At 59.5% G+C, this 14,107-nt stretch carries 14 protein-coding genes; 7 read left to right on the forward strand and 7 right to left on the reverse strand.

What is annotated here, in order from left to right; translation table 11 throughout:
- Nucleotides 1-177: 177 nt before the first annotated feature.
- Together NW822_RS10635 and NW822_RS10640 are read right to left on the reverse strand one after the other, a co-directional pair.
- A complete protein-coding gene (locus NW822_RS10635; RefSeq protein ID WP_414404413.1) occupies nt 178-903 on the reverse strand; it encodes a hypothetical protein in 726 nt (241 codons plus the stop codon).
- A gap of 50 nt (nt 904-953) precedes the next feature.
- A complete protein-coding gene (locus tag NW822_RS10640) occupies nt 954-1,490 on the reverse strand; it encodes a DUF3110 domain-containing protein (RefSeq protein WP_414404414.1) in 537 nt (178 codons plus the stop codon).
- An 845-nt stretch (nt 1,491-2,335) separates the two neighbouring features.
- Between NW822_RS10640 and NW822_RS10645 the strand changes: the two genes are divergently transcribed.
- Nucleotides 2,336-3,457 (forward strand): methyl-accepting chemotaxis protein, encoded by a 1,122-nt coding sequence (locus NW822_RS10645; RefSeq protein ID WP_414404415.1) that lies wholly within the window; start codon nt 2,336-2,338, stop codon nt 3,455-3,457.
- Here NW822_RS10645 and NW822_RS10650 read toward each other — a convergent pair.
- Nucleotides 3,454-3,843, reverse strand: coding sequence for a DUF4359 domain-containing protein (locus tag NW822_RS10650; protein ID WP_414404416.1), 390 nt, complete (start codon nt 3,841-3,843; stop codon nt 3,454-3,456). The two genes, NW822_RS10645 and NW822_RS10650, sit on opposite strands and share 4 nt — an antisense overlap.
- Before the next feature lie 143 nt (nt 3,844-3,986).
- Here NW822_RS10650 and prfB point away from each other — a divergent pair.
- Nucleotides 3,987-5,118 (forward strand): peptide chain release factor 2 gene (gene prfB, locus NW822_RS10655; RefSeq protein WP_414361813.1). Its coding sequence is split into 2 segments (ribosomal slippage): nt 3,987-4,058 and nt 4,060-5,118, totalling 1,131 coding nucleotides; the frame shifts between segments, so codons are not numbered across the junction.
- Here the strand turns inward: prfB and NW822_RS10660 are convergent.
- Entirely contained in the window at nt 5,115-6,122 is a 1,008-nt protein-coding gene (locus tag NW822_RS10660; RefSeq protein WP_414404417.1) for an o-succinylbenzoate synthase, read from the reverse strand. The two genes, prfB and NW822_RS10660, sit on opposite strands and share 4 nt — an antisense overlap.
- A 107-nt stretch (nt 6,123-6,229) precedes the next feature.
- Between NW822_RS10660 and trmH the strand changes: the two genes are divergently transcribed.
- The 5 genes from trmH to NW822_RS10685 all read left to right on the forward strand — a co-directional run bounded on the left by trmH (nt 6,230) and on the right by NW822_RS10685 (nt 10,935).
- Nucleotides 6,230-6,814 carry a tRNA (guanosine(18)-2'-O)-methyltransferase TrmH gene (trmH, locus tag NW822_RS10665; RefSeq protein ID WP_414361654.1) on the forward strand — a complete coding sequence of 195 codons (585 nt, stop codon included), beginning with the start codon at nt 6,230-6,232 and terminating at the stop codon, nt 6,812-6,814.
- 179 nt (nt 6,815-6,993) lie between these two features.
- Complete coding sequence (locus NW822_RS10670; RefSeq protein ID WP_414361652.1) at nt 6,994-7,971, forward strand: alpha-ketoacid dehydrogenase subunit beta; 978 nt, start codon at nt 6,994-6,996, stop codon at nt 7,969-7,971.
- 53 nt (nt 7,972-8,024) lie between these two features.
- A complete protein-coding gene (locus tag NW822_RS10675; RefSeq protein ID WP_414404418.1) occupies nt 8,025-9,404 on the forward strand; it encodes a DUF3084 domain-containing protein in 1,380 nt (459 codons plus the stop codon).
- A 12-nt stretch (nt 9,405-9,416) separates the two neighbouring features.
- Nucleotides 9,417-9,842, forward strand: coding sequence for a resolvase (locus NW822_RS10680; protein ID WP_414404419.1), 426 nt, complete (start codon nt 9,417-9,419; stop codon nt 9,840-9,842).
- The gene (locus tag NW822_RS10685; protein ID WP_414404420.1) at nt 9,814-10,935 is read left to right on the forward strand and encodes an extracellular solute-binding protein; all 1,122 of its coding nucleotides are present in this window, start codon (nt 9,814-9,816) and stop codon (nt 10,933-10,935) included. The genes NW822_RS10680 and NW822_RS10685 overlap by 29 nt, the downstream gene beginning before the upstream one ends.
- 34 nt (nt 10,936-10,969) lie before the next feature.
- Here NW822_RS10685 and tig read toward each other — a convergent pair whose 3' ends face one another.
- From tig to ccsB, 3 genes are all read right to left on the reverse strand, one after another.
- Complete coding sequence (gene tig, locus NW822_RS10690) at nt 10,970-12,571, reverse strand: trigger factor (RefSeq protein WP_414404421.1); 1,602 nt, start codon at nt 12,569-12,571, stop codon at nt 10,970-10,972.
- Nucleotides 12,572-12,622: 51 nt separating this feature from the next.
- Nucleotides 12,623-13,006, reverse strand: a complete 384-nt coding sequence (locus tag NW822_RS10695; protein ID WP_414361642.1) for a LapA family protein — start codon at nt 13,004-13,006, stop codon at nt 12,623-12,625.
- An 80-nt stretch (nt 13,007-13,086) separates the two neighbouring features.
- Entirely contained in the window at nt 13,087-14,091 is a 1,005-nt protein-coding gene (ccsB, locus tag NW822_RS10700) for a c-type cytochrome biogenesis protein CcsB (RefSeq protein WP_414361812.1), read from the reverse strand.
- Nucleotides 14,092-14,107 lie beyond the last annotated feature (16 nt).

Consider the following 14,107-nt stretch of genomic DNA (forward strand, 5'->3'; position numbering starts at 1 on the left):
CCCCCCCCCGCCCCCGCCCGCCGTCCACCCGCCACCGCCCGGGGGCCCCGCCCCCGGAAAGCCTCGGGGGGAGGTTGGGTTAGCGGCACATTGGGATCCCCGCATCCCAGCAGGCCCAGTCCGCTAGCTAGCAGGACGATGAGGGTTCTCTTCACCAAGGGCTTGAGCATAGCCAAACTAGCGGAAGGCCAGGGCACTGATCCGAGTTTGCAGATCTGCTTCCAGCGCCGAGAGTTGGCGGGCTATTGCGGCGTAGCGGTTAGCGGTCAAGTTTTTGGCAATAAATTGCTCGAGTAACTGCTGATCCCGGGAAACCACTTGACGAAAATACTGCTCCACGGAGGCCCCTGGGTTTTCCATCAAGGCTCTGCACATCTGCAAGGCCGTGATCAACTGAGCTCGTACCTGCAAAAGCAGCGACTGGATGTACTGCTTTTCTGCCTCGCTGAGTTGGCGAAAGTCTTGCCAATAACGGCCCTCCTCCAAAGACTGTTGCAGCTCCTGAACCCAGCGGTTGTATTCCTTAACCTTGCAGGCTAGGTCACTGGCAAACTCCATGATCTTGGCAGGGCTATTTAGGAGATGGGCCTCTTTCCAGCGCTGACGAATGCGCTGCAGGTTTTGCCGCAACTCCAGGAGAGCCCAGAGCAACCCCAGGAAAACTACTCCCAGCAACAAGACTGCCACTGCATAGAGCAGCCAATAGCCGGGATCGCGGGTTCCCAAGAGGATCACCAGAGCAATCACCAACAGGCAGAGGGCCAGCATGACCCAGAAACGCAGTTGTTGCTGTTGCAGACGCAAGTACTCCGCCCTCAAGCCAAAGGCCTCACAGCAAGCCTCCAGATCCGCCGCCAGGATCTGGTGAAACTCCTCTGCAGAGATCGGCTCAGCAGTGATCATTGAAGACCCTCCTGACCGAGGTGAGTGGACTCCAGTTCAGCTCCTCAGGATTAGTCTTGCCAATTGCGCGCCGCTTCCGTACTCTCTGGCAGGGGCTCCAGCACCTCGTTGGCCGGAACCACCATCAACCCATAGCCCCCCTCACGGCAAAAATCAACGATCTCCCGCGTGTCAAAGCGCTCGGTCACAGGTTTGGGCAACCCCTGCTGGGCCAACCTCTGGGCGTACTTTTTCGCCCCAAAGATGCTCTCAAAGGCAATGACAATGTCCTTGCCCCCAATTTGGCGGGTGCAGATCCCTTCCTGGCCATTGGCTCGGTACAGCAGCACAATCACCTGTGGGGGCAGGTCTTCTGCACTCGTCCAAGGCGAGACCGTCTCGGTCTGGGATCCGCCGCCCAACAGTACATCCCGGGCCTCATTTAGCCGTGCCAGTTGCGCCTCCAGCAGGGGCCTTTGGCGTTCGTCGTCCAGCTCAAGAAGAGCGCCAGTGAGAGCTTGGTATTCCCGGAACCATTTCCTCCGGATCTCCTGTTCGCTGGCATCTGGCGGCAGATTGAGCACTTGGAGGGCCTCAGTAGTGTCCATTGACCAGCTCTGCTCCCCTCGACTGTTCCCTATCATCGTCTAGACTAACCGCTCTGAGAAGCTGGGGAGAGGAACATGCTTGGCCCGCCCTGGCGCCGACAAAGCCCACCAAGACCGCCAGCCAAGGGTTTTCCAGCTAAAATCCACAGAAGCCCTGCCCTGTAAGCGCCAGCTCCAAAATTGGCTGGGCAGGGGTTGAGCTCAGAAGTGGCCATCCCTCTGCCCTCGGCTCGTAACCTGGCGCACTGACGGGTAGCAGCTGCCGCCAAGGCGGCCAAGCGGAATAACCCCACAGTCAAGCCATTGCTACCTCTGCTGCAAGGACTCCCCTCTGCCCGCCTCTTCTTGCAGACTCCCGCTGTCGGCCGGAAGCGCTTTGCAGGCTGCTTGGTAACCAGGCCCTACCCCCAAGTCCGCAACCCTAGTCAAGCGGCAAGGCGGAAAACGGCAGCAACGGCTGTCCAAGCGGGGGTGAGCCTTTGCATTGCCAAAGCTGTTGGGCGAAGAAACCTCTGGGGGAGGAGGAAGCATCTCCAGCCACACAGTAAGCTTGAAGCGGTGGGCCTTCTCTCAACGGAGGCAGCTTCTCCACTCCCACGGCAAAGATTGGCCACAAATGCCTACCTATCCACCCGGATCCCGGTCGGGTCCCTTGCCTGCCCACCAATCAAGGGCCTCTTTTCGCAAAGTCCCCTGGAGAGTTGTAGCTAGTAGGATCACGAGGCAAACTGAAGATGACTGGCTCGCTCTGCCCCTAGTCCCTTGGAAAGCCGAGTGGAGTCATGTTCCTGCTTATACATACATAGCCACCTGTCTCTGCCCAAGCCGCTCTGAGGATCCCTGGGATGGCCATTCTGACCAATCCGCCCACTCCCACCCTCTCGATCAACACCAAGCTGCGCGATCTGGCCCTGGTGGACTTTCAGGTGAACGAGTCCACCCCCTGCGAGAATGTGGTGCGCCGCCTGGAAGATGACCCCAGCCTTTCGGGGGTAGTCGTGTTGGATGAGCAATCGCAGGTAAGGGGGATGTTGACCCGCCGCGCCATTTTGGAGTGGATGCTGAGCAAGCCCTATGGCCTAGACGTGTTTTTGAAGCGGCCCATCAGCTCCTTGGTGGAGTTCCACGGGCAGGGCTTTTTGCTGCTCCCCGGCGACTGCGATGTCCTCGCGGCGGCCAGCCAGGCTTTCCAGCGGCCCCAGGAGACCATCTACGACCCGGTGGTGGTACAAGTTGGTCCCCAGGACTACCGCCTTTTGGACGTGCCGGTGCTGTTGGTGGCCCAGTCGCAGGTGCATCTGGCCACGCAGCAGAAGCTGCGGGAACAGCAGGAGGAGATGAAGCGGATCCTGGCCGAGCTGGAGCAAGAGAAAAACCGCAGCCTTCAGTATGCCCGCGATCTGGAGCGGCAGAAAGCCGAGATTCTCCGCCAAAACCTGGCTTTGGATCAGGAACGTCGGCAAGCGCAACAGCGCTCCGAGGAGCTGGCCCGCCTCAACGCCCGCATCATCGAGATCAGCTCGGTGCTCTCGGAGAAGGGCAAATCCACCTTTGCCGCCACCTTTGCCGGAGTAGAGGCCGTGCGCCGCCTATTTCAGGAAATTGCCGACAGCAACCAGGAGCTCTCCCGCGAGCTCAAAGAAATCAACACCATCGTTGACTTGATCGTAGAGGTGGCGGGCTATATTCGCCTGCTCTCCTTTAACGCGGCTGTGGAGGCCAACCGCAGGGGTGGGGGCGGCGGTTTTGGTGCCATTGCCCAGGAGATTCGCAAATTAGCGGGGCGCACCACCGAAGCCAGCAACCGCATTCGCAGCTTGGCAGAGCGCATCCAACGCCAGAGTCAATCCACCCTGCAATCAGCCCAGGCCAGCGCCGAGATGGTGCAATCCCTTTACCAGCAGGCCCAGTCGGCCCAGGCGGCTCTGGAGGAGTTGCAAGCCCTCTTGGAGCGGGCCCAGGTTTAGTCCTTTTTGGGAGTGGTCTGGCCCTCGCGGATCTCGTAGGTGTAAAACTGCCCTGCTACCGTCAGAGTTTGGAAGTGGTAGGTGGGCAAGGAGATCCCCAGCGGGCCAAAGTTAAGCAACGACAAATCGGTGCTGTAGAGGCTGAAGAGGATGAAGTTTTGCCGGCGGGTCTGGCGCAGGAACAGCTCTGCCAACTCCGGTTGCAGCTCTTGGACAAGGGCGTGACATTCCTCAATGAGGGTGGGCAAAAAAGCCGCGAGCTGGGCGCAGTACTCCCGTGTAGCATAGGCAGCCAATTGTTCCCCTGCGTAGGCCCCGTACGCTTCCGGGGTGGGATTGGAGATGGCCAGAGCCAGTCCGGACAGCAAGCCCAGAACCTTCGCCATGGCAGCCTCCAAAACAAGATCCCGATCTTCCTCTGGGCTCAGATCCCTCCAGCCATTTCCCCAATCTAGATGCGCCCGTCAGCGGGCTAGGAAGTTAAGATGGGATCCCAGACCCGATGACTTCAGATAGCCTCTACAAACCCATGGAACTGGCCGATCTAAGACGCAGCCTAGAATCGCTCACCGCGCGCCTGAGCAGTGCTCAGGACTATCTTTGACCTGCCCCGCCTAGAGCAACAGATCGCCATTTTGGAGCAAGAGGCGGCGCAGCCGCAGTTTTGGAACGATACCGAGGCAGCCCGCCGCCATCTGCGGCAGCTCAACAGGCTCAAGGCCTCCTGGGATCAAGTTCACCGCTGGAAGGATTGCCTGGAAGATGCCGCCAGCGCCCTGGAGCTGCTGCAAGAGGATCCCGACCCGGAGCTGTTGGCGGAAGTGTCCGGATCCCTGGCGGCGGTGGAGCGGGAGCTCAGCCAATGGGAGCTGCAGCAACTGCTTTCCGGCCCCTACGACAAAAACGGGGCCATCCTCACCATCACCGCCGGCGCCGGAGGAACCGATGCCCAGGATTGGGCGGCAATGCTTCTAAGAATGTATACCCGCTGGGCGGAGAACCAGGGCTACAAGGTTACCCTTTCGGAGTACTCGGAAGGGGCAGAGGCTGGCATCAAGTCAGCCACTTTGCTGATTGAAGGGCCCTATGCCTACGGGTATCTTTCCGCTGAGAAGGGCAACCATCGCATGGAACGCATTAGCCCTTTCAACGCCAATGGCAAGCGCCAGACCAGCTTTGCTGGCGTGGAGGTCATGCCCATCCTGGAGGAAGAGAACGAGTTTGAGCTGCGGATGGAGGATCTGGAGTTCGAGACCTGCCGTTCGGGCGGGGCAGGGGGCCAGAACGTGAACAAGGTGGAAACGGCAGTGCGGGTTATCCACAAGCCCACTGGTATTGCCGTGCGCTGCAGCGAAGAGCGCTCCCAACTGCAAAACAAGGAGCGGGCCATCCAGATCCTGAAGGCGAAGCTAATTGAATTGGAAGAGGAGAAGCGCCGGCAAAAGCTAGCCGAGATCCGCGGCGAGATAGTGACCCAGGGCTTTGGGGGCCGGATTCGCACCTACACTTTTGATCCCTACAAATTAATCAAAGACCACCGCACCAACGCCGAAACCTACAATGTCGAGGCGTTTATGAATGGCGAGCCGGAGGAGCTGATGCGCTTTATCCAGGCCTACTTGCGGCAAGAGCATGCTAAACAGCAGCTTGCTGCCGTCTAGGACTGGCTGTAGCGCTCCCACACTGCCTGCATTAGAGCGGCCCGCTCCTGGGCGGAGAGCTTGACCAGGGCAAGGGGATCCCCTTCCTGGAAAAGCTCCCCCACTCCCCATCCTACGGCCCTAGGGTAGGCGCTTTTGGCTTGCAGGGATCCCGCCCAGGCTAGCCCATGCCAAGCGCCGATGGGGGTTTCCAGGGCCGAGGAGAACACTAGATCCAGCCCCGGGTGTTGGCTGAGGTAGTCCCTGAGGGCAAGACCCGACCCAATTAAAGAGGGTTTGACCACCAGGATCCCTTGCCAGCCGGAGCGGTGGACAGCTTGCAACTGCTCTAGGCTGGCCACCGACTCATCTAGGGCAATGGGGGTTTGAAACTCGCGGCTCAGTTGGATTAAGTCAGCGTACTGCTCTGGCGGCAAAGGCTGCTCGAAAAACTCAATCTTGCCCGGGTACTCCCGATTGAGCCGGTCGCAGGCAGCCAGCCACTGCCGCGCCTCTGCTAGGGTCAAGCCGCCATTGGCATCCAGACGCAGCCGGGCTCCCGCCGGCAACTGCTCCAGCCAGCTTTCCAGCTTTTTCCACTCCGTTGCGAAGGGATCCACTCCTACCTTGCCCTTGTAGACTGGGTAGGAACCTGGGGGGGGAGCCTTCCCCAAAAAACCACAAAAGGAAAGGCCGGAGAGATCCCTAGCCAGCCAGCTGGGATCCCGACAGGCCAACCAGGCGCATTCCAGCCCAAAGCGAGTGGCGGCCAGCGTTGCCGGGATCTCCTTAATCTGCGCCTCTGAGAGCTTGGCCGGCAACTGGCGACAGAAGGCCAGAGCCTGCTCAAAGGTCTCACTGCCAAACCAAGGAATAGGGGCTATCTCCCCGTAGCCCTGCTGACCTGTCTCCAGATCCGTCAGGCGGACGAGGATTCCTTTGCGCACTGACCACCAGCCATAACGGGTGCGCAAGGGCTGCTGGAAAGGTCGCCAATAGCAGCAAACTTCAAGGCGGGCCAGCAAGCGATCCTCCCCCAAAGGTAACCGAGAGCCAGCTTACGGGTAGCAGAGCTGGGGTAGTTCACCGCCAGGCCTTTAAGCTAAAGCGAAGGTTTCTCCAGGTACCACCCATGAAGGAGCGCACTCCAGAGAGGCGAAGACGCTTGGAGGAGGTTCTAAGGCGCAGGCAGCCGGACCTCACGGTGCTTTTAGAAAACGTCCACAAACCCCATAATCTTTCTGCCATCCTGCGCACCTGCGATGCTGTAGGGGTGCTAGGGGTCCACGCCGTGAACCCCACGGAGGGGGTGCCCACTTTCAACGAGACCAGCAGCGGCAGCCACAAGTGGGTCTATTTAAAGATTCACCCCTCCACGGAGGAGGCCTTCCAGCACCTTCGAGAAAAAGGCTTCCAAATCTACGCCACTGCCCTAAAGGAGGGGGCCCGCAACTACCGCGAGGTGGACTACACCAACCCCACCGCCATCGTCTTTGGAGCCGAGAAGTGGGGGGTTTCCGAGCGGGCCTTGGCCCTAGCTGATGCGCTTATCCATATCCCCATGCTGGGCATGGTGCAGAGCCTAAACGTCTCGGTGGCAGCAGCAGTGATTCTCTTTGAGGCTCAAAGACAAAGGCTCCAAGCAGGGCTTTACGATACACCGCGCCTGGATCCCGAACTGTACCAGCAGATTTTGGAGGACTGGCTTATGAAGTAGTTTTCTAGAGCGAAACCCAAGCAGGGCAAGGCAGGCCAGACCCATCTGCAGCAGGTCAGGCGAGAGAGGCGCTGACCAAGGGTGTGGCTACCGCTTTGGCGGGCAAACACGGTCAGGATGGGGAGGTTGGTGGTTTAATGTTAAAGACTAGCCCCATTTTCCAGCAACAGTTGCCCCCTATGCCTGAGACCTTCCTCTACAACGCTTTGCGTGCCGCCCTTGACGAAGAAATGGCCCGGGATCCCAACGTCTTTGTTTTGGGAGAGGATGTGGGCCACTATGGCGGCTCCTACAAAGTCACCAAAGACCTATACCGCAAGTACGGGGAGATGCGCCTGCTGGACACCCCCATTTGTGAAAACAGCTTCACCGGCCTAGCCATTGGGGCGGCAATGACCGGCTTGCGCCCCGTGGTGGAAGGGATGAACATGGGCTTTCTGCTGCTGGCTTTTAACCAAATTGCCAACAATGCCGGCATGCTGCGCTACACTTCCGGCGGTAACTTCAAGATTCCAATTGTCATCCGCGGGCCGGGCGGCGTGGGCCGGCAGTTGGGGGCTGAGCACTCGCAGCGGCTGGAGGCCTACTTTCAGGCGGTGCCGGGGCTAAAGATCGTTGCCTGTTCCACTCCCTACAACGCCAAGGGTCTGCTCAAGTCGGCCATCCGCGACGACAATCCCGTTCTCTTTTTTGAGCATGTTCTTCTCTACAACGTGAAGGGGGAGGTGCCAGAGGAGGAGTACCTTTTGCCCCTGGATAAAGCAGAAGTTGTCCGTCCTGGATCCGACGTTACCCTCCTTACCTACTCGCGCATGCGCTACCACGTGCTCAAAGCCGTGGAGACCTTGGTGGAGCAGGAGATCGATCCTGAGGTGATTGATTTGATCTCCCTCAAGCCGTTGGATATGGAGACCATTGCAGCTTCGGTGCGCAAAACGCACCGAGTGGTCATTGTGGAGGAAGATGTGAAAACTGGTGGCATCGGAGCAGAGGTAACTGCTCGCATTATGGAAGAACTCTTTGACGAGTTGGATGCGCCGGTGGTGCGCCTGGCTTCCCAAGACATTCCCACTCCCTACAACGGCACTTTGGAAGCAGCCACCATTGTGCAGCCAGAAGACATTGTGGCAGCCGTGGAGCGGCTGCTCTACGCTTAAAACCCTGGCCAAATAGCGCCTTGCTAAGATTTCCATGGCAGGGATCCCGGTCTATGCAAGGCGTACTACTGATCCTCTACATGCTGTTTATCAGCGGCCTGATTGCCGTAGTTGGGGATCGGGTAGGGCATCGCATTGGCAAAAAGCGCCTCACCTGGTTTAACCTGCGCCCTCGCCACACGGCCGTCTTGGTAGCTGTGATTACGGGGGTAAGCATCTCAGCCCTAACCTTGGGCACGCTGCTGCTTTTCAACCGCTCCCTTTCCGAAGCCCTTTTTAGCTATACCAACCAAATTGCTCGGGCTAGGCAGGAGCTGCAGGCCCTCAATCGCCAAAAAGCTTGGCTGGAGACCGAGAATGCTGCCCTTAGAGCCGAGCGGGATCGCCTCAGGCTAGATCTTGAGCAATTTCGCAGCCAGCAGTCGGCAGCCCAAACCCGCCTGAGTGCAGTTCGGGAGCAACTGGCTGCAGCGCTGCAAGCGCGCCAAGAGGCCGAGGCCAAGTTGGCGGCAGCCCAAGAGCAACTGGCCCAGGTGCAGCCCAGGCTGGAGCGGGCCCAGGCAGAGCTGGCGGCAGTCAAGAAAGAGGTGGAACTGGCGCGGCAAACCATCGCCACCCTGGAGTCGCAAAAGCGGACTTTGCAACTGGATCGGGATCAACTGGAGCGCTCCCTGGAGGCGGCCCAGGCAGCCCTAAACCAACTGGAGACCCAGAAAAACCAGCTTGAGCGCGAAATTGCCCAGCTCAACCAGTTGGCAGTGCGACTGCGGCGGGGGGAGCTAGCCATCTTGGCTGGCGAAGTCTTAGCTACAGGGGTAGTCCAGACTCCTGTAGGGGCAAAGCCAGAGGCCATCCGGCAGCAGTTTGAGCAACTGTTGGCCCAGGCGGAACAGCGGGCCCTGGCGCTGGGATCCCAGCCGGTGCCCCCTCTGGAAAACGCCATCCTCCTCCGCCGCGAGGATGCAGAGCGAGCTTTGGAAAAGCTGCAAGAACCCGGCAGCTGGGCAGTGCGCATCCTCTCTCTTACCAACCGGCTCAAGGGTGAGCCTGTGCCCGTGCTGGTGCAGATTTACCCCAACCAGCGCCTTTTTGCCAAGGGATCCGTGCTGGCCCAAGGAGTGATCCAGCCGGGCTTGAGCGAAAATGAAATCCAGCAGCGGCTGCTGGAGCTGCTAAACGAGGCCAATCAGCGCTCCCAAGAAAAAGGTCTCCTTGCTGATCCCATCACCGGCACCGTTGGGGAGTTCTCCCAGGTCAGGTTCTTGGAGGTGGTGCAGCAGCTGCGCCAAAGCACCACCCCTTTGGATGTAAAGCTAGTGGCCGACGCCGACATCTACACGGCAGGACCGCTGCGGGTGAGTTTTCTCATGGCGCAGGCCTCCAGCCAACACGGCCCCGCTCCAGCTCAGCTAAGAGGGCGCAGGGAGGGATAGGGGATCAAGGCTATGGAGCGGGTGCTAGTGGGTTTTGACCCAGGGCGGGACAAATGCGGCCTTGCGGTTGTGCAAACCCAGCCAGCCTGGCAAGTTTTGCATCGGGAGGTGGTTCCTGCCGGGGAGGCCCTGCCCAGGTTGGGGGCTCTTTGGCAGCAGTTTGGAGCCGAGCGGCTGATCCTCGGCAATCAGACAACGGCGCGGCAGTGGAAGGCTCAACTGGAGTCGCTCCTCCTACCGCAGCAGATCGTTGTTGTGGACGAACGCCACAGCTCAGAAGAAGCCCGGCGGCGCTACTGGGAGGTTTACCAGCCGCGGGGGTGGCAGCGCCTGCTGCCCAAGGGGCTGCGGGTGCCGGACAAGGCCTACGATGATCTAGTGGCCTTGATTCTGGTGGAGCGGTACTGGCGTGGGCAAGCAGCAGCTAAGCCGACGTGAATTCCTCTACCTGGCTGCTCTGGCAGTGGCCGGCTGTGGCGGGCCTGGCGTCCCTTTGCCCCTCATCCTCGCCCTCAAGCAGGGGATCCCTCTCAGCTTAGTCAACGAATTCCGCCGCCGCACCCAGGTCCGCTTTCGCTTGCAGCTGGTGGATGAGCGAAGCCAGTTGTTGGCTTACCTGCGCCAAAGCCTCCAGGCGTCCCAGCCGTCCTGGTGGCGGCTCGGCCAACGACTGCCAGTACCAGCTCTTAGCCTGCTGGGGGCCGACGCTTTGGATTGGGCTCTGGCTGCCGGCTGGCTGGATCCCTTGCCGCCCAGCCTCTTGGGGGGGCGCTGGCAGCAGTTGGATCCCCGTTGGCAGGCGGCAGCCCTGCGGGAGGGGCAGGTCTGGGGTGTGCCCTGGCGCTGGGGGGTGACGGCCATCGCCTACCGCCGCGACCGCGTCAGCAAGCCCATTGAGGATTGGGCTGACCTATGGCGGCCTGACTTAGCTGGCAAGATTACGCTGCCGGATCACCCGCGGGAGGTGATTGGGCTGACCCTGAAAAAGATGGGCCGCTCCTACAACGATCCCCTTGACCCGGAAGAGGCGGAGCTGCGACGGGAGCTGGGCTCCTTGCACCGCCAAGTTTTGGCCTATACCTCCGCTGACTACTTGCCCATGTTGCGCCTGGCCGATAGCTGGGTAGCGGTGGGCTGGTCGCAAGATCTCTACGCTACCCAGGCCAGCTACCCCGAGTTGGAGGTGGTGATCCCGGCTTCGGGATCCGCCGTCTGGTGGGATGTCTGGGTGCAGCCCCGCGCTGCCGAGCCCCTCCTCCTGCCCCTAGAGAAGCAGAGGGAGCTGGAATCCCTGCGGGCCAAGTGGATTGACTTTGTCCTCAATCCCGAGTTCGCCCCTCGCCTTGTCAATTTGAGCGGGATCCCTTCGGTTTTGCCTCTGGATTGGGATCAACTTTCCTGGCGGCTGCGCCGCCGGCCTGACTTTCACCCCTCCACCTGGGAACAGGCCGAGATCTGGCGGCCCCTAAGCTTAGCTGAAGCCGAGTCCTACCTCCGCCTTTGGGATCAGATGCGGCGCGGTCTCCTGTAGGAATTGGGAGAGCTTCCCCGAGGGAGGAAGGAGTCTACTTGCCCTTTTTGCTCTTTTTGTCCGACTTGGGCTTGGCCTGGTCTGGCTGTTTCAGCTGCAAGCTGGCAGATTCAGCTTCCAGATCCAACCTCTCCTCGGCAGTAGAGGCCGCCTCTGGCGCGGTTTTGGCTTCAGCTGCCCTAGAAGAGGGCGCTGCCGTTTCTCCAGAGGCCTCCAGGAGCCCAGAGCCCTTTGCTGTCTCCAGCTCGGCCTCTGCCACCGACCCAGATCCAGCCCTGAGGGGTAGAGCGGGTGCCTCGGTGGGATGGCCCTCGCTATCGACCCAGTTAACGGTGGTGTGCGACTTCAACCAGGCCATCACCTTGCGGGTGAGCAGATTTTCGTAGACGACTTGGCGTACCCCCTCCCGATCCAACTTTTGGCCCTGCTGGGCATAGGCCTTCATTACCTCTTCTACTTCTACTTCCAATTCGGTGGGGCCGACGGCAATTTGCTCTTGCCGAGCAATAGCGCTGAGGGCAAGGGCACGGCGCAGTCGGTCGATGGCCGCGGGCCGGTGGCGTTCCCTCAGTTGGTTGAGAGTTTCAGGCGGCAGTTGGGCCAGGAACTTGCGCATTTCTCCCGGTTTAGCCCCTGCCTGCTGCTGTAGGGACTGCAGGTCTTGGGCTAGCAGTTGCGTGGTTTCTTGCTCAACAAGGCTCTCGGGCAGATCCACCTCGGTAGCTGCCAAAATGGCCTTGAGGATGGCCGCCTCGAGGTTTTCTTCAGATTGTCTTAGGGCATCTTGCTCAAGGCGCTTTTGCAGGTGTTCCCGCAGCTCGGCTACTGTCTGGAAATTGCTGACCTCCTGTACAAAAGCATCGTCTAACTCTGGCAGCTCTTTGGTTTTAATCTCCTTGAGGCAGACAGTAAAGGTAACCGTTTTCCCAGCCAGCTCTGCTCTAAAGTAATCCTCGGGCAGGGTGGCAGTGATCTCCTTAGTCTCGTCGAGCTGCATGCCAACAACGCCTGCCACAAAACCAGGAATGAAGTTTTCCTCCTGCAGCTCCAGCTGCAAGTCTTGAGCGGCAATTTCCTTGAGGGGATTGCCCTCAGCGTCACGGGCTTGGAAATCAATCACCACCACATCTCCCAACTGGGCAGGCCGATCCTCCACAGGCAAGAGAGTAGCCCGTTGATCCCGCAACTGGTCGATAAGCCGGTCAACTTCCTCAGGCTTGATGTCAACCCGGGTTGCCGTGACGGTTAGCCCTTTGTACTGCCCAAGACGAACCTCAGGGTACACTTCCACATACCCCGAGAAGCTGAAGTCGGCTTCTGGGTTGAAGCGATCCAGAAGTTGCTTCACCTCTTCATCCAGCTCAAACTGGCCGATGGGGTTGACTTGAGCCTCCTGGAGGGCCTCCTGGATAGCTTCGTGGATGAGGTTATCGATAGCACTGGCAATAATCCGCTCGCGGCCCACCTGGCGCACTACCAGGTTGCGCGGAGCCTTGCCCTTGCGAAACCCTGGAATTTGAATGTTCCGCTCCAGCTGGCGCAGAGTTTTTTCGTAGGAGCGCTTAACCCGGTCAGCTTCCACCACAATCTTGAAGCCAACCCGGCTACCAGGGCGTTTTTCTTGGGTAACCTGCATAGGTGCTAGTGAGAAAGGCAAGCAGAAGCTTAATTGTACCGCATGGGCGGCCTAGGCAGGGGATCCCTCGGTGGTAACTTCCTTAACGTCCTGCAGGTCTTCCTGGGGCTCAGCCCGCTTACTGGGGGGCAGTTGCTTAACTTTGGCTTCCAGCTCCACCACCATTTCCTTGAGCTCGCTAATGGTGACTTCCTTCTCTTGCAGTTGCCGATTTTTCTCGCGGGCTTCGAGGCTAAATTGCAGCCGCATCCAAAGGCTATAGACCCAGGCCAAAGCAGCCCCGATCCCGGCAGAAGCCAAAAGCTCAATCACCAACGGGCTCTCGATGCTAACGCCGGGGGCAAAGGTAATCACTACCGGGCTAGCGTTTTGCATGGCAAAGAAGGCAACACCCAGGAGGGCCAAGAAGAAGACGATGTAGTTAAACAGACGCATCCTTTTCTCCTCGGGAGGTATCCACAACGGCTTGCCAGCATCAGAATACCCGTAAAGGGGGGTGCCAGAGGTGACCTACTTCAAAAGAACCAACCGTAGCTGTGTAAGCCTTTGCCCAAAAAGTTCACTCCTAGGTAACACACCCAAACCACCCCAAAGCCCAAGCTGGCCAGGAGGGCGGGACGCTTGCCCTGCCAGCCCTTGCTGATGCGGGCGTGCAAGTAGGCAGCAAAAACCAACCAGGTAATCAAGGCCCAGGTTTCTTTGGGATCCCAGCTCCAGTAGGTGCCCCAGGCCTCGTTGGCCCAAACAGCGCCGGCAATGATGCCAATGGTAAGTAGCGGAAACCCCAATCCAATGAAGCGGTAGCTAGTGTTGTCCAAGATCTCAGCCAGACTCAATTGTTGGGGAGGGATCCCTTCGGGGGTCGGCGAGGGAGGAAGTTTAGCGGCGGACAGAGAAGAGCGGCTCCCGGCAAGTTCCCAGCTGGAGGAAGAAACAGCGGCTTCCGTGAGCTCTGGCTGACTTGCAGGTCGGGGCGGTCGAAATTGTAGGCCGAGGGAGTTGCCCTTGAGCTGCACCTCCTGTCCACGCGTGAGGATGAGAAAAGCCATGGCCAACAGGGATCCCACCAAGAGGGCTGCGTAGGCCAGGAGCATGACGGTAACATGCATCATCAGCCAGTTGGACTGCAGAGCCGGCACTAGCGGCTGAGCTGCCTGCATATCCTCCGGCAGGGCCAAGGCGGCAAAGGCGACAATACCCGTTGCTAGTGGGGCAGTCATCACCCCCACCCAGCGGCGGCGGGTCCAATGGAGAGCCAGCAAGTGCAAGGCAGTGATCCCCCAGGCCAAGAAAAACAAAGACTCGTACAAATTGCTCAAAGGGAAGTAGCCGGCGTCGATCCAGCGAGCCGTTAGCAGAGCGGCTATTGTCAAGTTGGTCCCCACCATCCCTGCTAAGCCCAGTTCGGCCAAAAGTGGCACTTGGGGAAATGCCGCTCCACCCCAGTAAAAGAGCATGGCTCCCAAACAAATGGCAAAGGCGAGGTTGTTGAGGAGAGCTTGCCACTGAGTGAGATCCAGGCCCGCGAGGGCTATT

This window comes from Synechococcus sp. H70.2 (assembly GCF_047462275.1).
Lineage (GTDB): Bacteria > Cyanobacteriota > Cyanobacteriia > Thermostichales > Thermostichaceae > Thermostichus.